Origin of the sequence: Novosphingobium sp. 1529 (genome assembly GCF_040544855.1) — a bacterium.
In the GTDB taxonomy this organism is placed as follows: domain Bacteria; phylum Pseudomonadota; class Alphaproteobacteria; order Sphingomonadales; family Sphingomonadaceae; genus Novosphingobium; species Novosphingobium capsulatum.
The window spans coordinates 80567-101893 of record NZ_JBEPKW010000013.1 but is presented as its reverse complement, the minus strand read 5'-3'; the positions used below and the strand labels follow the sequence as shown (position 1 = coordinate 101893).

General features: G+C 62.4%; 22 protein-coding genes and 1 pseudogene. 10 read left to right on the top strand and 13 right to left on the bottom strand.

The window, feature by feature from the left end; genetic code table 11:
* Window positions 1-169 precede the first annotated feature (169 nt).
* The 7 genes from ABIC78_RS19150 to ABIC78_RS19120 all read right to left on the bottom strand — a co-directional run bounded on the left by ABIC78_RS19150 (window position 170) and on the right by ABIC78_RS19120 (window position 3980).
* Complete coding sequence (locus ABIC78_RS19150; protein ID WP_354491436.1) at window positions 170-319, bottom strand: hypothetical protein; 150 nt, start codon at window positions 317-319, stop codon at window positions 170-172.
* 40 nt (window positions 320-359) lie between these two features.
* Entirely contained in the window at window positions 360-1676 is a 1317-nt protein-coding gene (gene nhaA, locus ABIC78_RS19145) for a Na+/H+ antiporter NhaA (RefSeq protein ID WP_354491434.1), read from the bottom strand.
* A 128-nt stretch (window positions 1677-1804) separates the two neighbouring features.
* Window positions 1805-2110 (bottom strand): nucleoside/nucleotide kinase family protein, encoded by a 306-nt coding sequence (locus ABIC78_RS19140; protein WP_148291587.1) that lies wholly within the window; start codon window positions 2108-2110, stop codon window positions 1805-1807.
* Window positions 2111-2112: 2 nt separating this feature from the next.
* On the bottom strand, window positions 2113-2274 hold the full coding sequence (locus ABIC78_RS19135; RefSeq protein ID WP_354491432.1) for a hypothetical protein: 162 nt from the start codon (window positions 2272-2274) through the stop codon (window positions 2113-2115).
* Complete coding sequence (locus ABIC78_RS19130; protein WP_354491430.1) at window positions 2271-2582, bottom strand: hypothetical protein; 312 nt, start codon at window positions 2580-2582, stop codon at window positions 2271-2273. Before ABIC78_RS19130 ends, ABIC78_RS19135 begins: the two co-directional genes overlap by 4 nt.
* A 227-nt stretch (window positions 2583-2809) precedes the next feature.
* Window positions 2810-3670, bottom strand: coding sequence for a transglutaminase family protein (locus tag ABIC78_RS19125; RefSeq protein ID WP_054132795.1), 861 nt, complete (start codon window positions 3668-3670; stop codon window positions 2810-2812).
* A gap of 52 nt (window positions 3671-3722) precedes the next feature.
* Window positions 3723-3980, bottom strand: coding sequence for a GlsB/YeaQ/YmgE family stress response membrane protein (locus ABIC78_RS19120; protein WP_028657400.1), 258 nt, complete (start codon window positions 3978-3980; stop codon window positions 3723-3725).
* Window positions 3981-4311: 331 nt separating this feature from the next.
* On the opposite strand from ABIC78_RS19120, the gene ABIC78_RS19115 reads away from it, so the two are divergent.
* The 6 genes from ABIC78_RS19115 to ABIC78_RS19090 all read left to right on the top strand — a co-directional run bounded on the left by ABIC78_RS19115 (window position 4312) and on the right by ABIC78_RS19090 (window position 9339).
* Window positions 4312-4896: a DUF4142 domain-containing protein gene (locus ABIC78_RS19115; protein WP_354491427.1), complete on the top strand. Its 585-nt coding sequence runs from the start codon at window positions 4312-4314 to the stop codon at window positions 4894-4896.
* Between the two features lie 64 nt (window positions 4897-4960).
* Window positions 4961-5407, top strand: a complete 447-nt coding sequence (locus tag ABIC78_RS19110) for a ferritin-like domain-containing protein (RefSeq protein ID WP_022674602.1) — start codon at window positions 4961-4963, stop codon at window positions 5405-5407.
* Between the two features lie 69 nt (window positions 5408-5476).
* Complete coding sequence (locus tag ABIC78_RS19105; protein WP_022674603.1) at window positions 5477-5863, top strand: PRC-barrel domain-containing protein; 387 nt, start codon at window positions 5477-5479, stop codon at window positions 5861-5863.
* A 195-nt stretch (window positions 5864-6058) separates the two neighbouring features.
* Complete coding sequence (locus ABIC78_RS19100; RefSeq protein WP_354491424.1) at window positions 6059-7084, top strand: sensor histidine kinase; 1026 nt, start codon at window positions 6059-6061, stop codon at window positions 7082-7084.
* Window positions 7085-7370: 286 nt separating this feature from the next.
* Entirely contained in the window at window positions 7371-8528 is a 1158-nt protein-coding gene (locus tag ABIC78_RS19095; RefSeq protein ID WP_354491422.1) for an extracellular catalytic domain type 1 short-chain-length polyhydroxyalkanoate depolymerase, read from the top strand.
* A gap of 178 nt (window positions 8529-8706) precedes the next feature.
* Complete coding sequence (locus ABIC78_RS19090) at window positions 8707-9339, top strand: tyrosine-type recombinase/integrase (RefSeq protein ID WP_354491420.1); 633 nt, start codon at window positions 8707-8709, stop codon at window positions 9337-9339.
* Window positions 9340-9801: 462 nt separating this feature from the next.
* Here the strand turns inward: ABIC78_RS19090 and ABIC78_RS19085 are convergent, their stop codons facing one another.
* The gene (locus tag ABIC78_RS19085) at window positions 9802-11928 is read right to left on the bottom strand and encodes a TonB-dependent siderophore receptor (protein WP_354491418.1); all 2127 of its coding nucleotides are present in this window, start codon (window positions 11926-11928) and stop codon (window positions 9802-9804) included.
* A gap of 144 nt (window positions 11929-12072) precedes the next feature.
* Here ABIC78_RS19085 and ABIC78_RS19080 point away from each other — a divergent pair, with 144 nt between their 5' ends.
* Window positions 12073-12453: a helix-turn-helix domain-containing protein gene (locus ABIC78_RS19080; RefSeq protein ID WP_148291695.1), complete on the top strand. Its 381-nt coding sequence runs from the start codon at window positions 12073-12075 to the stop codon at window positions 12451-12453.
* 225 nt (window positions 12454-12678) lie between these two features.
* Here the strand turns inward: ABIC78_RS19080 and ABIC78_RS19075 are convergent, their stop codons facing one another.
* Window positions 12679-13038, bottom strand: a complete 360-nt coding sequence (locus ABIC78_RS19075) for a DUF2750 domain-containing protein (RefSeq protein WP_028657806.1) — start codon at window positions 13036-13038, stop codon at window positions 12679-12681.
* Window positions 13039-13130: 92 nt separating this feature from the next.
* Between ABIC78_RS19075 and ABIC78_RS19070 the strand changes: the two are divergent.
* From ABIC78_RS19070 to ABIC78_RS19060, 3 genes and pseudogenes are all read left to right on the top strand, one after another.
* A pseudogene (locus ABIC78_RS19070) lies at window positions 13131-13942 on the top strand (IS5 family transposase).
* Window positions 13943-14198: 256 nt separating this feature from the next.
* A complete protein-coding gene (locus ABIC78_RS19065; protein WP_168558015.1) occupies window positions 14199-16766 on the top strand; it encodes a cation-translocating P-type ATPase in 2568 nt (855 codons plus the stop codon).
* Window positions 16763-17848, top strand: a complete 1086-nt coding sequence (locus ABIC78_RS19060) for an AI-2E family transporter (protein ID WP_022676098.1) — start codon at window positions 16763-16765, stop codon at window positions 17846-17848. Before ABIC78_RS19065 ends, ABIC78_RS19060 begins: the two co-directional genes overlap by 4 nt.
* A 495-nt stretch (window positions 17849-18343) precedes the next feature.
* Here the strand turns inward: ABIC78_RS19060 and ABIC78_RS19055 are convergent, their stop codons facing one another.
* The 4 genes from ABIC78_RS19055 to rlxS form a co-directional block, all read right to left on the bottom strand.
* Window positions 18344-18565: a hypothetical protein gene (locus ABIC78_RS19055; RefSeq protein ID WP_354491415.1), complete on the bottom strand. Its 222-nt coding sequence runs from the start codon at window positions 18563-18565 to the stop codon at window positions 18344-18346.
* Window positions 18562-18786: a helix-turn-helix domain-containing protein gene (locus tag ABIC78_RS19050; RefSeq protein ID WP_354491413.1), complete on the bottom strand. Its 225-nt coding sequence runs from the start codon at window positions 18784-18786 to the stop codon at window positions 18562-18564. Before ABIC78_RS19050 ends, ABIC78_RS19055 begins: the two co-directional genes overlap by 4 nt.
* Complete coding sequence (locus ABIC78_RS19045) at window positions 18783-19205, bottom strand: CopG family transcriptional regulator (protein WP_354491411.1); 423 nt, start codon at window positions 19203-19205, stop codon at window positions 18783-18785. Before ABIC78_RS19045 ends, ABIC78_RS19050 begins: the two co-directional genes overlap by 4 nt.
* Window positions 19206-19277: 72 nt before the next feature.
* A complete protein-coding gene (gene rlxS, locus ABIC78_RS19040) occupies window positions 19278-21227 on the bottom strand; it encodes a relaxase/mobilization nuclease RlxS (protein WP_354491409.1) in 1950 nt (649 codons plus the stop codon).
* Window positions 21228-21327 lie beyond the last annotated feature (100 nt).

Below are 21327 nucleotides of genomic sequence, written 5' to 3'. Positions count from 1 at the left end.
ACCAAAGCCCTTTTACCCATAGACCAAGGCGAGCCTCACCGCGGGTCGTACTTGTAAGACTTTCGTACGCCTGCCGGCGCCCGAAACCCTTCGACGAAGCCGCCATTCTCCGCTCGTCGCTTGAATGACGGCTTGCGGCAAGAGCAGCCGCTTGAGGCTACTTCGAATATCATTTTTGGTAGACTGAAGTTGGTCTCACTGCCACTAGCGGCACCGCCGACATGGCATCATCCGTGCCGACGCTAAAACGCGCCTCTTCGTCGACCATCATCTGGGGCATGATCCTATAGCCATAGCCGGCAAAGATGCCGCCGACCAAAGAGTCTAGCTCCCTGCCCGAACTTATCGTTGGATGGTCACTAGGCATTCCCTCGTTTGTGCCGCGTCACCCAATAAATGGCCAACAGGCCCACGACAGCCGATGCGAGCGAGGCAAGAAGAATTCCCAGCTTCGCCGCAACCAGCAGCGTCGAAGGATAAGCGAGGTTCGCAATGAAAAAGGACATAGTGAAGCCTATCCCGGTCAATAAGCTGCCGGCTGTGAGGAAAGACCAGTTCAGGCCTGCTCCGAGCGTTGCAAGGTCCGAACGCAGCGCCAGCCAGCTGAAGAGCAGAACGCCTATGGGCTTGCCGAAGACCAGCGCGACAAAGATCGCGACTGTGACAGGTTGGATGTCGGACGTCGAAAACGCGACCCCCGCATTGGCCAGGGCGAAGAGAGGCATGATCGCGAACCCCACCCAGGGGTGCAGCATCATTTCCAACCGCTCCAACGGCGATAGGGACTCGCTGATAGCTCGGCCCGCTTCTACAAGTTCGCGGCGATCTGATGTGTCGCCACTCCACTCATGATCGCGCGGTTCCAGGACGTTCCCGAGGATGGCGCGCAGACGCGGCACACCCACCCAGATTCGCGCCGGGGTCATTAGCCCGAGTATGACACCGGCGATCGTCGCGTGGATGCCGGAGGCGTCAAGGCACAGCCAAAACGCGGCTCCGAAGAAAAAGTATATCGGGATGCTTCGGATGCCCAGACGAGCGGCGATGACGATTACACTCAGGACCATAAACGCAAGACCGATTGCGACGAAATTCAAGGCGTTTCCGTAACCAATCGCCACGACCAGGATGGCGCCGATGTCATCAAAGATCGCCAAGGCTATGAGAAACAGGCGCAAGCTGTGGGGAACGCGCGAACCAAAGAGCGCAAGTCCCCCGATGACGAACGCCGTATCGGTCGCCATCACCGTTCCCCAGCCGTGCGTGCCGGCTTTTCCGGCCAGAATCGCAATGTAGATCGAAGCAGGCACTATCATGCCGCCCAGCGCAGCTGCGAAAGGAAGGGCCGCCGTTCGCAGGTTTCGCAATTCGCCCAGAGCGAACTCGCGCTTCATCTCCAGGGACACCACGAAGAAAAAGAAGGTCATCAATCCGTCGTTGATCCAGTGCCCCGTTGAACGGGTAAAGTCCAACGAGCCGATCTGCAGGCCGATCTGCATCTCCCAGAAGGCCAGGAATTGCCCAGACCAAGTCGTATTCGCGAGGCTCAATGCGACTATCGTAGCGACCAGCAACAATCCCCCGGCTGCGGCCTCGACCCTGAGGAACTGCGTGAACGGCTTTGTTATTCGGTCGGCAAACTCGTGCGGCAGGCCTGGATTTGCGGGATCGATCATCTCGCTCTCTTCACACTGCGGCCTAAGGGTTGTAGTATCCAGGAACGGCATGCCTGCATGCCGTGATGGCCGGGCACAGGATGCTAACGTACAAGCGATAGATCTCCTCCGATTTTTGGTGGCTCAATTCAGCGGCTTTCGAACCCCCTGTCCGGGTTTTCGCTGAGCAGCCTGTCCTCTTCGCTGGGTATCCTCTCATTTTGAAGAGCGGCCATGTCCGCAATGATGCGCGTTCGTTCGCGACAAGCTTCGCGTTGTTCGGCGGCAAGGGCCACGGCGCCCCATGCGTTGGCCGCTTTCTCGGCCACGCGGCGGATGTTCTCCAACACCGCATTGGTCGCGCGATCGCGCTGGACATTCTCCTGCATCCGGCAAAAGGTCGATGAAAGCTCCATGGAACGTCCTTTCAAAAGCTTCGATGCCTTGGTGGCCAAGATCAGGAGGGCTTCCCGTCACGTCTGGCCTGAGCAATTGCGTCGCTCAGCTTCGAGTAGCGATAATCCTTGTAACGATACTGATCGACCGGAACGCGAGTGATCTCGTAATGAGCCATCTGCTCGGCCGCAGCGACTCCCTCCAGTTCAGAAGGATCGTTCATCCTGGTTGCTCCTGCGACTGAACACTGGCCCACCCTGCTTCAAGCTTGGCCTTTTGCTGGCGAAGGACGCGTGAGCGATGTGCATAGGTGTTGTAACGCGTCCCTACCCGCCCATCGGCAAAATCGCTGGCCAGCTTGCTTTCCATGCAACGAACCTGAGCTTCGAGCGTCTCGACATCGCTGGCGGAAAGCGCGGGGGTTGCGGTCGGGAACTTCGCTCCGGCGACGTGACCGCCCTCATTCTCCCAATTGTCCTCACGCAGGGATCGCGCGGCGTCACCCTGCGCACCACTGGATTGCGGGATCATGGGAAGATTGAGTGGAAGTTCCGCTCTGTCCGTACTCGTTATGCTACTGGATAAAAAGGACATCGTTCGTCTCCGTCAATGAGCGGGAGCGCGAACTGTCTCTCGGCCGCATTCGAGCCCTGGGCATTTGGAGTGCGGTAAGTTCGATATGGGGTGTGCAAAGGCGAAATACCATAGGTGGAGAGCCCATTTGGCAAGCTACGCTCTTATCCACTGCGCATGGCTGGTCAGCGCAGTTCGACTTCCACGCTCATATGGTCCAGCATTTTCGCTGGCCCCGCATAGCTGCCGCTGACCGGTGCGATCTGGTGCATGGCGCGACCGGTCGCGACAGGCACAAGGTTGAAACCACCAACGCTGCGGTTGGTTGGGTCGAAGGTGATCCAGCCAGCACCGGGTACAAAGACCTCCGCCCAGGCGTGCGTGGACCCGGCCGCATCCTGGCCGACGAGGGTTTCCGCCCGGTTGTCGAGATAGCCCGAGACGATCCGCGCGCCGAAGCCGAGGCTGCGCGCAGCCTCGACGAAAAGCACCGCGAAATCGCGGCAGGATCCCCCGCCGCGATTCAGCGTCTCCACGGGGGACTGGGTGCCTTCATCGTCTCGCGCCTGATAGGCGATCCAGCTGGGAACACCCGCGCTCAGGTCCTTGAGCAGGGCCAGCGTGTCGGTCGGGTTCCCGCGCACGAACCCTTGCGCCCAGTCGTGCAGCCGGTGGTTCGCGTCCGGATACTGCATGACGGCCAGGCTGCCGAGGTCCGTCCATTCGTCGTCGCTGTATCGAAACGGATAGGCGATCGCCGACGCGGAAATGGCGAACACCGGCCACGCCACCGCGCCGACGCGGAGAACCGACCGGCTTTCGATGACCAGGCGGTCGGTGATGGATGGAAAGATCGCCGTCGCAACCGCATTGCCCGCCACGTCACGCGCCCAGGAAATGCCGGCATCGGGCGTGATGTCTAGATCGAAGGACGCAAGGTCGATGTCATGCCCTTCGCGCGGGCGCAACATCAGCCGGTGGGGACCAAGTTGCACCGGCTGCCGGTAATAATAGGACGTGCGATGCCGGATGGTGAGCGTGCTCAAAGGACTTCAACGCCGGCGCCGCATCGCCGCGACAGCCCCATGGATGAGAAGCTCAGCGTAGCGATCCGCGGCGGATCAGGTTGACGATCGCGAGCAGTACGATGGCCCCGGCGAGCGAGACCAGGAACGTCGTGACGGTGAGCGGCGCGTTGTTGATGTCGCCCTTGGCGAAAATCAGGCCGCCGATGAAGGAGCCGACGATGCCCACCACGATATTGAGGATGATGCCCTGCTGGCCGTCCGTGCGCATGATCACGCTGGCGAGCCAGCCGATCACGCCGCCGACGATGAGCCACATGATAATTCCCATAATCATTCTCCTGTGATCCAGAAGACGATCGGGCCTTATCGACATATCGCAACCGGAATTATGCGAACGGTCGATCCGATATAATCGTTCCACAACTCGTTAAATATTTAACATATGAAATATTTATCCTAATATTTGTCGCGGCTGTCAGATGTAAGCAGATATTTCTGAAAATATTGAAGGGATGGATGCAACGATATCCACTTTTGATCGTTGCCAGATAGCTCCAAGCGATACCTGTCCATCTTGGAAGGTGCGTTTCCTGCCAAAGAGCGGGCGTGGCTTTTCTACCGGCATGACTGGTGGGATTGCGCCTGCAAGGAACACTACCATGAAACTGACAATGATCTCCCTCCTGCTCGGCACGGCGATGCTCGCCGTCCCCGCAGTCACCTCCGCCCAGTCCACCACACCTGCCATGACCGGCAGCTATTCCAGCGTGAATGTAGGCGTCGGGCCGGTCCATGGCCTTGATGCTCCGGCCTTCTCGGCTGCCGCATCCGATGCCAACCAGTTTCAGATCGCGGCAAGCCGGCTCAGCCTCGCACGCTCACAGCGCAGCGATGTAAAAGCCTATGCCCAGCGCATCATCTCGGAGTCGCAAACCTCCCAGCAGACGCTGCTCGCCTCGCTGAACAACGATCAGCGCAAGATCGCCAAGCCCACTACGCGCTTGTCGGCCGAGCGCGCCTCGATGCTCAAAATGCTTCGCAGCACGCCGCGCAGCTCGTTCGACAACCTGTACCTCACCCAGTGCGCCCAGGTTCAGCAGGGCAATTGGGCCACGTACAAGGGATATGCCAAAGATGGCGCCGACCAGTCGTTGAAACAGGTCGCCGGCAATGGCGTGCCCATCATCGAGCAGCAGCTGCAGCAGGGCGGCGCGCTGCTGCCTTCGGCGCTCTCGGGAAACTGACCGTCACAACGGGCCGGGAGATGCAGATCTCCCGGCTCCTGACGCTATCGGAAAGGATACGGACATGAACGACCAGCATGACATCTCGGTTCTGAACGGACTGATCACCACGACCCTCGACAGCCTGAAAGGCTTCGAGGACGCCGCCGAAGACGCGAAGAGCACGCGCTTTGCGACGCTGTTCACCAGTTTCGTCCATGATCGCGGACAGATCGTCGCTACCCTGCAGGCGGAAGTGCGCAACCTTGGTGGAGAGCCGGAGGATAGCTCCAGCCTCCTGGGCGCGGCGCATCGCAGCTTCATGGACCTCAAGCAGGCCCTCACCGGCAAGAACGACAAGGCGATCATCGACGAAGTTGAACGCGGCGAGGATCATATCAAGGCGAAGTTCGAAAAGGCGTCGAAGGACGCCGAGCTTCAACCCGCGACGCGTGACGTCATTCGCGACGCTTTCGTGTCGGTGAAGGCCGGGCACGACCAGATGCGCGATTTGAAGCACAGCCTTGCCTGAGAATGCATTTCCGGGGGCGGCGGCCGCATGGGCTTGCCGCCCCTTTTTATTACCGAAAGGAGCCAGGCCATGGCCACCAATGCAGAAGCACCGGCCGCGCCTGTGGGCGCTGTTGTCCTGACCTCCGCCGACGACATTCGCGGCAAGGCCGTCCTGGGCCGCGATGGCGACAAGCTGGGCACGATCGCCAAGCTAATTCTGGATGAACGGACCGGACAGCTCGCCTATGTCATCCTGTCCACCGGGGGATTTCTCGGATTGGGGCAGAGCTATCACCCCATTCCCTGGTCGGCGTTTCACTACAGCGAGACGGAGGGCGGATATGTGGCGGCCATAGACAAGCGCCTGCTGGAAGGCGCGCCCAGCTTCCGGCCGGATTCGGCGCCCGTGTTCGACGAAACCTATGGTCGGCGCGTGACCGACTATTATGGGACAGCGCCGGCAACCAATGGCTGATCCGGACCGGCCTTGTCCGGGTTCAGGGACGGCGACATCTGCCCGGCGTCGAATAGATGCCGGGCTTGCGCGCAATCGTGCTATGATGCGGTTTCGAGTTCATGCGCTCCTCAAAGAAGCGCGCTGTTCGCGATTGCCGGATACAGCCCTCATCACCGCGGGCTTTCTGGTTTCCCCGGAAAGGGGGCCTTCATCATGAATCCGCCCGTCCACCCTGATGTCGCTTACGGCCTCGCGCTGGCAATTCTGACATCTTCCGCCGCGCCCGCGTTGTTGCTCGACGGGGACTTCACCGTCATCGCCGGAAGCACATCCTTTTACCGCGCTTTCGGTCTCGATCCGTCGCGTGTCAGCGGGCAGTCGGTGTTTGCGCTCGGCGCGGGGGAGTGGAACGTACCCCAGCTTCGTTCGCTGCTCGGCACTACCCTCTCGGGCCATGCCAGGATCGAAGCCTACGAAATGGATCTCAAGGGTGAGGCGCCGCCGCGGCGCCTCGTTCTGGGCGCCCAGAAGCTCGACTATGGCGAGGCGGATCATGTCCGCCTGCTCCTGACCATTTCCGACGTCACCGAAGCCCGGCTCAGCGTGAAGCTCAAGGATGACTTGCTCCGCGAGAAGGCGATCCTGCTCCAGGAGCTTCAGCACCGCGTTGCCAACAGCCTCCAGATCATTGCGAGCGTGCTCATGCAGAGCGCGCGCCGGGTGCAATCGGACGAAGCGCGCGGGCATCTCCACGATGCGCACAATCGGGTGATGTCGATCGCGACCTTGCAGCAGCAACTCGCGGCATCAAGGTTGGGCGAGGTAGAACTGCGTGAATATCTGACCCAGTTGTGCAAAAGCCTGGGCGCCTCGATGATCCACGATCATGACAAGGTGTTGATCGTGGTCACCGCCGACGGCACTAGCGTGAATGCCGACATCTCGGTCAGCCTGGGGCTGATCGTCACCGAGCTGGTCATCAATGCACTCAAGCATGCGTTTCCCGGAGGGCGCGATGGCAGGATTCTCGTCGATTATCACATGCACGATGTCGGCTGGACCTTGTCGGTCAGCGACAACGGCATTGGCACGCCCGAGACGCTGGCCGATGCGAAGCCGGGCCTGGGCACCAGCATCGTCGAAGCTTTGGCCAGTCAGTTGCATGCGACCGTTGAGACCGAGGGTGGATACCCAGGGACGACCGTTTCGGTTACGCATACAAAATCTCCATCGTCCTAAGACAGCCCTCGCAACGCAGGTTGAGATCGCACAACATGAGATCACCTACGGCAAGCCGGCCCTGTTCGATGACACGTTGACGTCCCCCGGTTGGAGGTGAAGCCGCGCGGGTGTCGACCGCCGGTCCGACTTGTCAGCGTCGGAAACTCGGACGATTCTTCGCAACCGGACTGAAAGAAGTACTTGGGTGCCTTGCATCAATGGCCTGACACCCCATTCATTGTGCGGTGCGGCAAGATGGTCATAACCACGCCTTCGCAGGCTATCTTCATCCAAGGTGATTATCATGCGCAAACTCTCCGACACTATAGCACGGCTTGCTTCACTGCGTAATGCGGCCGATATGAGTGCAGTGCCCCGCGGCCGCCTCGAAAGCCTTCCGAATTTCGGCTCGAACCCTGGGGCTCTCCAAGCCCATATCTATGTACCGCCAACTCTCTGCGATGGAGCAGCCCTCGTCGTCGTCATGCATGGTTGTACCCAGACGGCGGCTGGCTACGACGTGGGGGCGGGCTGGTCCGAGATGGCCGATCGGTACGGCTTTGCCCTCCTGTTTCCTGAGCAGCAGCGGCGTAACAACCCGAATCTGTGTTTCAACTGGTTCTCGCCGGAGGACAGCCGCCGTGGTTCCGGCGAGGCGCTTTCGATCCGTAAGATGATCGACGCCGTCGCCGGTGCCCACCCGATCGATCCGGCGCGCATCTTCGTCACAGGCCTCTCCGCGGGAGGGGCGATGGCCTCGGTCATGCTGGCGACCTATCCGGAGGTGTTCGCCGGCGGCGCGATCATCGCCGGCCTGCCCTACGGCTGCGCGAGCACGATCCCGCAAGCTTTTGATCGCATGCGCGGGCACAGCGTCCCGCGTGAGGCGGAGCTTGCGGCGCTGGTTCGCGGCGCCTCCGATCATCCGGGTCCATGGCCTACCCTCTCGATCTGGCATGGCAGCGGCGACCCAACGGTGAACCCCAACAACGCCGACGCCATCATAGCCCAGTGGCGTGCTCTGCATGGGGTCGGTGTCGATCCCGCGCGGACCGAGGCCGTCGATGGATATCCCAGGCGCGTCTGGTGCAACGCCACTGGCCATGAGGTAATCGAGGAATACACCATCACCGGCATGGGCCATGGTACGCCGCTCGACACAGCGGGCGAGAACGGCTGCGGCAAGAGCGGTGCCTACATGCTCGAAGCCAGCATTTGCTCCACACGACACATCTGCCGATTCTGGGGCTTAGTGGGTAGCGATAAGCATGCTGTTCATGTTAGACCTGCCGAAGCGGCACCTACGAGACAAAGCCTTGCTCTCACATTTGGATCGAACGCGGTGAATGAGACCCCAGGTGCCGGTGTCCCGACGGCGCGCCCGCTGATCGACGTGCCCGCAATCGGCGGAGTGGGCAAAGTAATTGAGGATGCACTTCGGGCAGCCGGGCTCATGCGTTAGCGGCTCGCAAAACTCAACGCACGCCATGACCCACTGGATCTGTGACGGTTTCGTGCCGGTCATCCACTCAAGCGGGAACGGGAACGGCTTCAGGGGGGCGCTAGGCGCCGTGGGTCTTCCTGTTTATCGAGCGCCAAAGCGTTCTTCGAGCGGCCACTGTGGCCATCGGAGAACGATCATGGAATCGCCTGAAACTGAACTCACCGCCACCAAGCGCCAGGTCTGGAATGCCGGAAGGGCCGTTGGCGCTAAGCGTGCACTGAAACCGAAGCAGATTTGGGAGATCCGATTTTACTTAAATCAGCGCCGCCGTTTGCGAGATCGAGCGCTGTTCGATCTGGCGATCGACAGCAAACTCAGGGGCTGCGACTTGGTGCAGATGAAGATCGGCGACCTTGTCAGCGGCGGACAAATTCGAACGCGTGCGATCGTGATGCAGCAGAAAACAGGTCGGCCTGTTCAATTCGAGCTGCTTCCAGACGCTAGGGCCAGTCTACTGGCCTGGCTTGAGCGGCGGGGCGGCACGGTGGACGACTATGTCTTTCCGAGCAGGGTTGATCATAATGGGCATCTCAGCACCCGACAGTATGCCAGGCTCGTCGATGAATGGGTGACAGGGGTCGGTCTGATGCGAAACGAGTACGGCACGCACTCACTTCGCCGGACGAAGGCATCAATAATCTACCGGGCAACCGGCAACCTTCGCGCCGTCCAGATCCTCCTCGGTCATAGCAAGATCGAGAATACGGTGCGCTATCTCGGGATCGACGTGGAAGACGCGCTCACCTTAGCCGAAAACACCGAAATCTGACTCGATGGCTCCTCGCGTCCCGCGAGGGGCCATTTTAACGCGCTTGGGAAAATTGCTGCCCTTCCCAAGCCGCTTATCGAACGGCAGAGTTGGTCAAAAGCCGTCCTCACTGGAAGATCTGCGGAAGTCCGACTTTGGTCGCGAGCCGCCGATTTGAGCGTCGCCTTGCTGCCTGCCGCGATCGCCGCAAACCCGGACGTTCCTACCCGCTTTTGAGATCATCGATTCTGCCGTTCATTCACCCGCTGCGGCAAGGGACGAAAAATTTGACCGGGGACGTTTCTTCCCTGCCCACGTGGACCGATGAACGTCGGCTCGAGGCAGAAGCCGACGTTCACGCGTTCGGCGTCGCTATGCCTTGGAACAAGTTAGGTTGAGCCGATTGTGGAGCGGCAGGTTCCAAGTTCAAAATTGGGCTAGGCTGCCGTTCAGCCGGCCCACCGTCGGCGCCATCTTGCCTCGTCACCATGACAGGCGGACGCTCAGGGTCCCGTTTATGCCCTCGCCAATGTTGGTCTGGGTCCAGTATTTGGCGTTGAACAGATTGTTGACGTTGCCGGTGAAAGTCACCTTGCGTCCATCGAGCAGCGTGTCGAACTGGAAGCCCGCGTTCGCCGTAGTATAGGCGGGAACGTAGAGGCTGTTGCTGTCATTGGTGGGTGCTTTGCCGGTATGGCGGACATTGCCGTGCAGGCTGAGGCCGGGAATGGCGGGAACATGATATTCGGCATTGCTGGTGAGTTGCCATCTGGCCGCGCCTGCCGGCACGTTGCCGCGCAGATCCTCGTTGCCGGCTGACACATTACGAATGCTCGAATCGAGATAAACCACGCCCGCCCCCAGCTTGAGATCGTCGCTGAGCCGATAGCTCCCGATCGCCTCGCCCCCCTTGTACAGCGTCAGGCCGTCCTGCGTCAGCCGGCGCGCGCCATCGACGATGCGATCGATCGTGGCGGCGCGCTCGATCCGAAAACCTGCCAACGTCAGGCTCAACCGCTGATGCTCATATTTGGCACCGACTTCATATTGACGGCTGAGCGTCGCTTTCAGCACCTCGCCCGCATTGGCATATTCGCCCCCGACCCGGCTGCCCGGCTCCATCGCCTCGACATAGCTGCCATAGACCGAGACATAGGGCGCGGGTTTGTAGATCAGTGCGAGCGTCGGCGTCACCGCCGTTGTCCGATAACCGGAATCGACCGACGGATCCCCGTCCAGATCAAACAGCCTGTATTGCGTATGGCGCACACCGAGCATCGCCTGGAGATTCTCGCCAATATGCAGCGTGTCACTCAGGAACAAGGCCTCCTGCCGCTCCCGTGTCGGCCAGCCATCGGTTCCGAAGCTGATCGGACGCGTCACACGAAACGGTTGATCCTGGTAGATGTTACCATTGAAGTCGTTGCCCCAGTAATAATCCTTGTCGCTATAGCCAAAGGCGCTGTCCATGAGCTGGAAGGATGCCCCAGCCACGATCTCATGCCGGATCGGGCCCGTCACGACGTTGCCCTGCATTATCGCTTGCACGAAATGGTTCTTGTCCAGCTCGGCAAAATTATAGGCATAGCCATCATAGTCGCCAGCTTGATTGCGCATATAGACGAACATCTTGTTCGAGCGATGGAATTTGCTCGTGTAGCCATAGGTCAGCCGTGCGGACCAGCCATCGGCAAACGCCCAGTCGAACCCGGTGGCTGTGGCCAGCGTCCGCGCCTTGTAATAGCTATTGTCGACGTTGAGCTTAGAATAATCATAGGTCGGGCGGGGCAATTCGCTCCCGACATAGTCTGCCCAGTAGAACTGGAACGGCTCGTGCTGAAGATTGCTGTCCTCATATGTCGCGGTAGCGTGCCATTTGAGGTTGGGATTGATCGCATAGTCCAGCGCCAGCGACCCGACCAGCCGGTTCACCCCGGCCTGGTTATATGCGGTCCCCTTTTCTCCGCCCAAATTGACCCGATAGCCAAGTCTGCCGTCGCGGGTGAGCGGGCCACCCACATCAGCCCGGGCATAAAAGACGCTGTTGGTGCGATAGCCGATCTCGGTCGTCAGCATCGGCTCGCTGGTCGGCCGCTTGGTGCGATAGCTGATCACACCGCCCGGGGCGCCGAAGCCGTACATGAAGCCGGTCAGGCCCTTCAACGCAGTGACGCTTTCGATCGGCTCCAGCGGGAAGTCGCCGCCCCAGTACAGCAGCAACGGTACATCATCGATATAATAGTTGCGCACGCCTAGCCCGCGAATCTGAGTACCCCACCAGTTGGTCGATCCCGCCGGTGCCGAGGAGAAAACAGACGGATCGTTGGCAAAGATCTGCGCGATGCTGTTGGCCTGCCGCCGGGCAATGTCCTCTGCATCGACGACGGTCAGGGAATAGGGCGTGTCAAGTAAGACTTTCGAGCCCATCGCGCCATTCTCGCCGATCCTGTTCTGGCCCTCATCGGGCTTGAGGCCGGCGACGATGATCTCCTCATCGACACGCCTCTTATCCGCTGTCTGTTCGACCTCCTGCGCAGAGGCAACAGAACAAGCAGCACCTCCTGTCAGCATCGTAGCGGACAAGAACGGCAGGAAGAATTTATGCGTCATGGAACCCCCTCTTCATCACGGCGGGGCCTCCTATGCAAAAACGATATTGCGAGTCAATCGCATTTTAGGTGTGGAGAGGAGTTATACCACACCGCGCGGTGACTGACTCACGGAGGATGCCCAAGACCGCGGAAATCTGACTCAATGGCGCCGGCAGATTGGAGATCGGCACCATGGGGACAGCGATTGGTTTACGGGACGATTTTGACGGTGCGTCACTGCGCCGATTGGCGCGGACGACCAAGCACGCGAACCCAGCGCGCCGCCTTCTGGCTCTATCGGTGGTGTCGGACTTCAGTTTGGCGGGGCTGGGTGCTCCGGTTCAATGCCCGTGGTCCCGACGGCTTGCTTGATGGAAAGGCACTCGGGGCCCGTTCACGACTTAACAATGCTCAGCGCCAGGCATTAGTCGATATTGTCGAGCGCGGCCCGTTCCCGGCAGTCCATGGCGTCGTGCGTTGGCACCTGATCGATCTGGTCCAGTGGCTCCATGGTCGAGAAGGACCCTGGTGTCTGACGCCATGAGCAGTGTGACACAGTAGATCTCCACGAGCTTGTTGTGGGCGTCCTCGTCGGCACGCGGTTCCTGCGTCAGGTGGACTGCGCTGTGCGCGAGCGTCTTCAGGTGGGGGATAGCCGCCATGCTTGGTGCCCCTGTCGTCGTGGTGGCAGGAGGATAAAACTCGGTCCACGCATCGCCGCGTTTGCGGGTGGATTAGGCGGCGTGGGCAAATTCGCTGTTGCGCGGGATTAGGATTTTCTTTGGGCCGCCTCCAGTCGGGCCATCAGATCAGCCGGAGATAGATCATATCCTGTTGCGCGTGCGCCGGTCCAATTAAGCCCACAATAGAGGCCGTCCTTTTGCAAGCCGGGTAGCCACCGTTCGACGAACGTCGGTAACGAGATCGGCTCCGGGGTGAAGTCGCAGTACGCGGGGACGCTTTTGATGATCGACATGGCCCGATTTTCCGACGACCAAAAGGGCATTGCGGTTTCGCCGGACGCGTTTGTCGAGGTCGGGAAGCCATCCCTATCCTTGATGCCCCATACTTGTGCGCTGTTCAGTACTTCGGAGACGAAGACATCGGCGTTGATTGCAGAAATGCTCATGGTTCAAAATTGAGCATCAAACCCTGATTCCCGCAAGTAGGCGGACTTCGAGCGTCATGTGCGCGGAGGAAGCTTGACGCGAGCCGAGCGGGTTGATTCAAGGCTGCTTTTTGGAGGCAGGCTTGAGCAGGGGTGACCTGAGTGAGGCGGAATGGCGCATTTTGAAAGGCTTGCTGCCGATTGAACCTGAGAACCGTGGTCGCGGCAGGCCGCCCGAGCAGAACCGTTCAATCATCAACGGCATCCTCTGGCGGCTCCGCTGCGGCGCTCCGTGGCGCGACGTGCCGCCAAAATATGGTAGCTGGAACACCATCTGTCGCAGGTTCAGGCGATGGAGCGAAGCCGGGGTCTGGGAGACCGTGGCAGTCACGCTGGCTGAGATCATGGCGGACAGCGGTCACTACAGCATCGACAGTACCACCGTTCGCGCCCACGTCTCGGCAGCGGGCGGAAAAGGGGGACTCATCGACGCGCTCTTGGTCGCTCGCGGGGCGGGTTCACCAGTAAACTTCACTGCTTGGCTGATGCGCTCGGACGACCGCTCGCCTTCCATCTGACAGTCGGTGAGGCGGCAGATTGCAAGGCCTATGACGCCTTGATCGGCCTACCCGAGCGCGCACCCGACGCTTTGCTCGCCGACAAGGGCTACGACGCCGACGCAATCCGTGCCGACCTTGCCAAACGGGAAATCGAGGCCGTCATCCCTGGCCGGTCAAACCGCCGCGTGAAAATCGGGCATGATCGGACGCTCTACAAGCTGCGCAACCGCATCGAGCGCATGTTCGGACAACTCAAGATCAACCGCGCCATCGCAACCCGCTACGACCAGCTTGCCAATAGTTTCCTCGGAATGGTCTATCTCGCCACCGCCAGATACTGGCTCAAATTTGTCCACGCCGCCTAGGCTGCTTCAGTCTGCGGATGGCCGCTGTGCATTTCGACCGCCGCGGCGAAGCTCTGCCTGCGCATGCCAGGGCCGGCGCACTTTCCACGACTCTCCCTCAACCTTGGATAGCGACAGCACCGAAAGATCTTCGAAAAGCTGCTTGGGCGAGCGTGAAGTCTGTTAGTCTGCTCTCCTCGACCGCTCCCAGCCTTCCTCGGACTGGTTCAAAACTGCTCCGCCGCCCCCGGATTTTCGATTGCGAGACCTTGGAGCTATGACCGAAGCCGCCCAGTGTAACGGACTTTCCACCAAGGGCGCGGCTGACCGGCTCGCGGAGGAGGGCGCCAACGAGTTCCCCCGCCCCGATCGGCGCTCGGCGCTGCGAATTGCGCTGGAGGTACTGCGCGAACCCATGCTCGCGCTGCTGCTTCTCGGCGGGATTGCCTATTTGCTTCTCGGCAATCGCACCGAGGCAGTGATCCTGCTGGCATTTGCCACCTTCTCTATCGTCGTCACCGTGATCCAAGAGGCGCGCACCGAACATGTACTCGAGGCGCTGCGAGGTCTCGCCGCGCCGCGGGCGCTGGTGATCCGCGACGGAGCGCGCCAACACATTCCGGGGCGGGAGGTGGTGCGCGACGATCTGCTGGTGCTGGAACAAGGCGATCGGATCGCCGCCGATGCGGTGCTGGTCGAAGCCGCTGATCTCCAGGCCGACGAGTCGCTGCTGACCGGAGAATCTCTGCCCGTCGGCAAGGTAGTCGCGCGTGAACCTGGCGCCGAAGCGCCCGCCAGTGCAGGCGGCGAGGACCAGCCCTTTGTCTACGCCGGCACGCTCGTCGCCCGAGGGAGCGGCATCGCACGCGTGACGGCCACCGGGCCGCACAGTGCGATGGGCCGCATCGGACAGTCTCTCGCGACGATGGATACCCAGACGCCGCGCCTCCAACGCGAAACAACCCGGATCGTCACCTGGTGCGGGATCGGCGGCGGCGCAGTCGCGCTGCTGGTCGTGCTGCTCTACGGCGTGCTGCGCGGTGGCTGGATCGAGGCGGTGTTGGCGGGAATCGCCATCGGCATGTCGATGCTGCCCGAAGAATTTCCCGTCGTGCTGACGGTGTTCCTGGCGATGGGCGCATGGCGGATCGGCAAGGCCGGGGTACTGACCCGGCGCTCGACAGCCATTGAAACGCTTGGCTCGGCGACGATTTTGTGCACCGACAAGACGGGCACGCTGACCGAGAACCGCATGGCACTCGCCACGCTCTGGCTGCCGTCGGGCGATACGTTCGCGCTGGCACCGGACGTGCCGCTTCCCGATGCATATCACCCTCTGTTGACCACGGCGGCGCTCGCCAGCGCGGTCGAACCGTCCGATCCGATGGAGATCGCGATCCACCAGGCTCGGTCGGCGGTGGCTGCCATCCCGGTGCCGACCGGGTCTGTCACGCACGCCTATGCCCTGCGGCCCGAGTTGCTGGCGATGTCGAATGTCTGGGAAAATGGAGACGCTCTCACCCTTTCGGCGAAGGGCGCGCCGGAAGCGATTGCCCGCCTCTGTCGATTACCCTCCGACCAAAGCGCCGCGCTCACCGCTGCCGTCGAGGCGATGGCGGTGCGCGGCATGCGCGTGCTGGCCGTCGCAACGGCAACCCCGCCGGACCGTAACTGGGCAGAAACGCAGCAGGACTATGCCTATGCGCTAACCGGGCTCGTAGGGTTGGCCGATCCTCTTCGCGCCAGCGTGCCGGCTGCCGTCGCCGAATGCCGGCGCGCGGGCATTCGCGTGGTGATGATCACCGGCGATTATGCCGCAACCGCCCGCTCGATCGCGACGCAGGCAGGGATCGCCGCGGGCGCCGTGCTCACCGGGGACGAACTGGCACAGCTCGACGATGCCGCGCTGGCAGCGCGCCTACCAACCATCACCGTCTTCGCCCGGATCATGCCCGAACAGAAGCTGCGCATCGTCCAGGCGCTGAAGGCAACGGGCGAGGTCGTCGCGATGACAGGCGACGGCGTGAACGACGCCCCGTCGCTCAAGGCGGCTGATATCGGCGTCGCGATGGGCAAGCGCGGCACCGATGTCGCGCGCGAGGCCGCCGCGATTGTGCTGATCGACGATAATTTCGGCTCGATCGTGCAGGCGGTTCGGCTCGGGCGGCGGATCTACGACAATATCCGCAAGGCGATGGCCTTCATCTTCGCGGTCCATGTGCCGATCGCGGGACTGGCGCTGCTGCCGCTGTTCCTGGGGTTGCCGATCCTGTTCGGGCCGATCCACATCGCGCTCCTCGAAATGGTGATCGATCCGGTCTGTGCGCTGGTGTTCGAAGCCGAACGCGAGGAGGCAGACACCATGCGACGTCCGCCGCGCGATCCGGCCGAGGCGCTGTTCTCGCTACCGATGATCGTCTGGAGTGTATTCCAGGGCGGGCTTGCCTTCGGGATGGTCGCGATCATGCTGCTCGTGGAGCATCACTCGGGGATGCCCGAGCCCGAGTTGCGCGCGCTGGTCTTCTTTGCGCTGGTCGCCGAGATCGTTGCGCTGATCCTCGTGAACCGGTCGTTCAATGCCTCGCTGCGCGATGCGCTGGTTCGCCACAACGCGGCGCTGCGGTACGTCGTCGCCGCGATCGTTGCGGTGGCGGCAGCGATCCTGTTCCTGCCATGGGCGCAGTCGCTGCTGACGTTCGGATCGATCGCCTGGGATGACATGGGGCTGGCGGCAGGCCTGGGCGTCGTGCTGCTCGTCCTGCTCGAAGGGTGCAAGCCGCTGGTCCGACGGGCGATCGCCGGCAAGGCGCCGGCCTTCGCCCCCACGCCCGAACGCGCGCAATGACGGCACCTTTGCATCCCGGCGCCGCCCCCTCGCGGTTCTTCCTCATCGCGTTGGTCGGCGCGATCACACTCATCTTCTTCTGGCTCATCGCCCCGTTTTCCGGTGCAATTCTATGGGCGATCATCGCCGCGGTGCTGTTCGATCCGCTAAACCGCCGCCTGTTGCGGGCAATGCCGCAACGCCAAAATCTAGCCGCCCTCGCAACGCTGTGCGTCATCACCCTCGTTGTTGTCGGCCCGGCGCTGCTGCTCGGCGGCGCACTGCTCCGCGAGGCGACAGCTTTCTACGCGCGACTGCATAGCGGCGAGATCGATCTGGCGCGGATGTTCGTCGAAACAGAGGCGCGCCTGCCGGCATGGGTGCAGACATGGCTGGCTGATCTGGGACTGAGCGATGTGGTCGGGATCCAGACGAGAATCGGACAAGGCCTGGCGAACAGCATCAAGCCCGTCGCGGCGCAGATGCTGGGTATCGGCCAGGATGCCTTCGCCTTCTTCCTGTCGCTGGGCGTGATGCTCTACATTACCTTCTTCCTGCTGCGCGACGGGCGCAGGCTGGCCCCGCGGATTGAAAGCGCGATCCCGCTGGCGCCGGACCAGCGAGCGATGCTTGCCGCCAAGTTCCTTGCGGTGATCCGCGCGACGATCAAGGGCAGCCTGATCGTCGCCATCCTGCAGGGCGCGACGGGTGGGCTGGTGTTCTGGGCGCTGGGTCTTCCCGGTGCCTTGCTGTGGGGCGTGGCGATGGGCGTGTTCTCGTTGTTCCCGGCGATCGGCACGGGGCTGATCTGGGTACCGGTAACCCTCTACCTGTTCGCGACCGGCGCGATCTGGCAGGGCGCGGTCCTGTTCCTTTGCGGGTTCTTCATCGTCAGCAGCGTCGACAACGTGGTCCGCCCGATCCTGGTCGGTCGCGAGGCGCGGATGCCGGACTATCTGGTGCTGGTGGCGACGCTGGGTGGGTTCGAGTTGATGGGCTTCAACGGTTTCGTCGTCGGCCCGGTGATCGCCGCGTTGTTCCTGACTCTGTGGCAGATCCAGAGCCTCGCAGCACCTTCTGCGGCGATCGACCGCGCCGAATAGGTGCTGCTGCGATTGCAGCGGCGCCTCCGGCAGGCTTGTTCGGCCCCGCGATACTTTGCCGGCGGCGCGTGGGGTCTGGCCTGAAAGACCGAAAGATGCGCACTGCTGCCGAACCGCTGAATTGGATGGCTTTGGCGGCTTCCGGGAGGAATGCCGTTCACGCACGCCGGGAAACGGCTTCAGTTGGTCGGGATCTGCCGGTGCCGAACTTCGCATTCTGGTCGTGTGCTGTCCCCTGGGCTTTTGCGTATCCGAATGGCGGCTATCCTGTTTCGCGCGCTTCAAGCTGCCGTTCCGGACCGTCCGCCGCCCTGGGCATCCTGGCGCCGATGTTTGAGCCGATGAACGAAGGTCGGTTCGGGTCAATCCGCGTCCCAGAGGGGACTTTCCGGATCGTCCGCAACATCTGCCGTTGGGACTTACGCCCGAAAGGGTTTCAGCAAGGGTAATCTGGGGCAGACTCCCGTGCTAAGCGCAACCGGAGCAGGACAGCCGCTATGAAGCGGAATGGACTTTAACTGCCGCAGACTCGACGCCCGTCTGCCCCCCGCCGCCATCCGCGATCGCCATCGCGGCCATGAGGTCATCTACAAGGCGATCTTCCGCCGCAATCCTGGCAGTCGTTGTGGCGGAGGCGAGCGCCTCGCGCTGCTCATCGCTGATTTCCGCGACGATCGCGGTCAGCAAAGCCCGCAGCAAGATGGGATGGATGCTCATAGCCGACCTCCTTCTCGAGCATCGGCAATCAGCCGCTTCAGGCTCTCGAAGGGGATAAGCGTCATGCCGCCGACCTTGACGATCTCGATGCTGCCGTCGGTAATGAGCTCGTAGAGCTTCGAACGGCCGATGCCGGTGAGGCGGCACGCCTCGGGAATTCGGACCGTCAGCGGCTCGGTTCTGTAGGGCTCGGGCTTGGCCTGCCCGAAGGGAATGCTCATGGCTCGTTCTCCTGGCTGTCGGATGGGGCGGCCTCGGCCTTCGGTTTGGCCTTTCGCGCAGCCAATTGGCCTGCCGTCCGGACGAACTGGTCGTAGCGGCGCTGGCCCAGGCGCTGGGTCTCGGCATCGAAGGCGGGATGGTGCGCGGTCAGCGTCAGCTGGTGCCGCACGAACAGGCCCAGCACTTCGGTCAGGTAATCGAGCCGTTGCTCGAGCCGCTCGACGGCGCGCACCTGCCGGGAAAGCGCCTTGCCGAATTGTGCGCCGGTCTGTTCATCGTCGGCTCGCTGGAACCACGCGCCGAGCGCCGCGCTCAGGATCGTTGTCTTCGACGCCCCTGGCTCTGCCGCCATGGCATCGAGCCGCGCCGAAAGATGGTCGGGCAAGTAGAACTGGTGGCGGGTCTTGCGGGTTTGCATGCCGCCGATGATGCGCGGCGAATGGACTTGGCAACAGAGCCTCTCCGGTATCCCCGGCGTGCTTTGGTTGCGTCACCCGATCTGCGGCCCCGACCGGTGCCGTCCGAAGGTCCAGTCGATGCCGCCGCCGCGCTCGATGGTCCCGGTGACCTGACGGCCCAGTTGCTTCTCCAGTACCGGCCGCCACGGGACCAGCGTGAACTCGCGTGATTTGGCGATCACGGCATACTTCGCGCCGGCCACGTCGACGGCGCGACGATAGGTGCCTTCGACATGGTTGCCCCGCACGAGCGTGAACTCCAGCCCAAGCTCCTGCGAGAGCTGGGCTCCGACGCGGTTCAGTTCGCGCTGGCGGAGCGTCGCCAGCAAGTTGGCGCGATAGCGGATCGTATCCCCTTCTTGGGCCGCGAGGCCCTGCTCAATCAGCCATTGCCGTCGCTGCTGCAGCGACTGGCCCATCGTGGTGCCGATGCGCCCCTGCAACCGCTCCGGGTTGGTCGCGACGCACTGGCGGTCGAGCCAGGTCTCGCCATCGTGATGGACCAGCTGTTCGAGCGGCCGATCGGTCAGCACCGCGATGGTGGCCGGGCGCCGGAGCGCTTGCCGCTCTTCATGGTGCAGCGCTTCGCTGAGGTAATCCGGGCCAACCATCCATGTGCCATTGGGTTCGCGCTGCACAGCCGCGCCATCGCGGCGCAGGGCTTCGAGACGGCGCACGTGGGCCTGGGCAAAGCGATCGGTAGCGGAAGGATCATGCGCCAGGTGAAGGTCCACGCTGTAACGCCCACCGTTCGCGCCCGCGACGTCGGCGATGGCCTTGTCGGCAGGCCGCACCTCCACCGCTGCTGGAGAAACCCGGACCAGCCGATCCTTCATCGCCCCATCTGCCAGATCGTGCCCGAGATCGACGAAGTGCGTGCGTCCATCGGTCGCCTCGACGATCAGGTAATGGCGATCGCCATGCTCGTCGGCGAGCCCCCGGTCGAGCACGCGACCAACGATGGCTTGACGCGCGGCAGGGGCGTAGACCGCATAGTCCTGCGGCAACACCTCGGGATGGCTGCGCAGCCGCTCGTGCATGGTGGCGATGATGTCGCCCCGCTTGCCCATGGCGCGTAGCGTGGCTTCCAGGTTGTCATCGAGGCGGTAGAGGCCTTTGCCTTCCTTCTCCGCCAGGCCCATCGCGTGCAGCATGCCAAGACGCGCCGCGCGCAAGGCTTGCTCGGCCGGGTCGGCATGCCAGGCCGAAGCCAGACCCTGCTCGTCGATGTCGCGCAACAGGCGGCGGTCGATGCGGGTGAATCGTTCCTGCGTCACCTCACGCGCGTTGGCGGTGGCGATCTCGAGCTCGGTACGGGGCCCGAGATCGCGGCTGACAATTTCCGAGGCACGCGCAGCGATGCCCTGGCTGATGTAGTCGCGGGCGATGACGAGGTTTTTGCCGTCCTTATCGACGCCGCGCACGACGATATGGGTATGGGGATGGCCGGTATTGAAGTGATCGACCGCCACCCAGTCGAGGCGGGTGCCAAGGTCCTTCTCCATCTGCTCCATCAGCCGCCGCGTCACCGGCTTCAGATCCGCATATTGCTCGCCGTCCTCGGGCGCGACAATGAAGCGGAACTGGTGGCGGTCACCAGCCCCGCGTTCGAGGAAGGCCTTGCCGTCGGCGTGGTCGCTATCAGGGCCGTACAGCGTGCCGCGCTCGCCTTCGCGGGCGGTGCCGTCGCGCTTCAGGTAGGCCAGGTGTGCACTTGCCGCTTTCAGCCCCTTGCCGGCAAGCTTCACGAAGCGGGCTTTCACCACCACGCGGCGGGTGCCCGCGCCCACCTGACGCGGCGCACCCGCAAGCATCCGTCCGGCAGCGACGCCGCGCCCGGTCCGGGCGCCAGTGAAGCGGGGCTTGGTCTGCCCCTTCGCCAGCCGCGACTCGCCGGCCTGGTTGACCGCCCGGCGCAGGTCATGGCGCATGGGCCGTTCCTTGCCGATGTGACCCAGCCAAACGTCGAACCCGTCGTCCATTGCCGCTTCCTCGATGCTGGATATTCCTGCCGGAACCAGCAATCAGGGGTGGCGCGCGCGAGGCTGCAAGGGCCTCCACGCCTGTCTCGCGGCAAGTGCC

Excerpts from the sequence above, each read along its gene's own strand:
- ABIC78_RS19110 (WP_022674602.1), top strand. The coding sequence starts at position 4,961 with ATGAACGACCAGCATGACATCTCGGTTCTGAACGGACTGATCACCACG.
- ABIC78_RS19080 (WP_148291695.1), top strand. The coding sequence starts at position 12,073 with ATGGCGCCGGCAGATTGGAGATCGGCACCATGGGGACAGCGATTGGTT.
- ABIC78_RS19055 (WP_354491415.1), bottom strand. The coding sequence starts at position 18,565 with ATGAGCATCCATCCCATCTTGCTGCGGGCTTTGCTGACCGCGATCGTC.
- ABIC78_RS19100 (WP_354491424.1), top strand. The coding sequence starts at position 6,059 with ATGAATCCGCCCGTCCACCCTGATGTCGCTTACGGCCTCGCGCTGGCA.
- ABIC78_RS19065 (WP_168558015.1), top strand. The coding sequence starts at position 14,199 with ATGACCGAAGCCGCCCAGTGTAACGGACTTTCCACCAAGGGCGCGGCT.
- nhaA (WP_354491434.1), bottom strand. The coding sequence starts at position 1,676 with ATGATCGATCCCGCAAATCCAGGCCTGCCGCACGAGTTTGCCGACCGA.
- ABIC78_RS19075 (WP_028657806.1), bottom strand. The coding sequence starts at position 13,038 with ATGAGCATTTCTGCAATCAACGCCGATGTCTTCGTCTCCGAAGTACTG.
- ABIC78_RS19050 (WP_354491413.1), bottom strand. The coding sequence starts at position 18,786 with ATGAGCATTCCCTTCGGGCAGGCCAAGCCCGAGCCCTACAGAACCGAG.
- ABIC78_RS19115 (WP_354491427.1), top strand. The coding sequence starts at position 4,312 with ATGAAACTGACAATGATCTCCCTCCTGCTCGGCACGGCGATGCTCGCC.
- ABIC78_RS19060 (WP_022676098.1), top strand. The coding sequence starts at position 16,763 with ATGACGGCACCTTTGCATCCCGGCGCCGCCCCCTCGCGGTTCTTCCTC.
- ABIC78_RS19130 (WP_354491430.1), bottom strand. The coding sequence starts at position 2,582 with ATGATCCCGCAATCCAGTGGTGCGCAGGGTGACGCCGCGCGATCCCTG.
- ABIC78_RS19085 (WP_354491418.1), bottom strand. The coding sequence starts at position 11,928 with ATGACGCATAAATTCTTCCTGCCGTTCTTGTCCGCTACGATGCTGACA.
- ABIC78_RS19045 (WP_354491411.1), bottom strand. The coding sequence starts at position 19,205 with ATGCAAACCCGCAAGACCCGCCACCAGTTCTACTTGCCCGACCATCTT.
- ABIC78_RS19105 (WP_022674603.1), top strand. The coding sequence starts at position 5,477 with ATGGCCACCAATGCAGAAGCACCGGCCGCGCCTGTGGGCGCTGTTGTC.
- ABIC78_RS19135 (WP_354491432.1), bottom strand. The coding sequence starts at position 2,274 with ATGAACGATCCTTCTGAACTGGAGGGAGTCGCTGCGGCCGAGCAGATG.
- ABIC78_RS19095 (WP_354491422.1), top strand. The coding sequence starts at position 7,371 with ATGCGCAAACTCTCCGACACTATAGCACGGCTTGCTTCACTGCGTAAT.
- rlxS (WP_354491409.1), bottom strand. The coding sequence starts at position 21,227 with ATGGACGACGGGTTCGACGTTTGGCTGGGTCACATCGGCAAGGAACGG.
- ABIC78_RS19120 (WP_028657400.1), bottom strand. The coding sequence starts at position 3,980 with ATGGGAATTATCATGTGGCTCATCGTCGGCGGCGTGATCGGCTGGCTC.
- ABIC78_RS19090 (WP_354491420.1), top strand. The coding sequence starts at position 8,707 with ATGGAATCGCCTGAAACTGAACTCACCGCCACCAAGCGCCAGGTCTGG.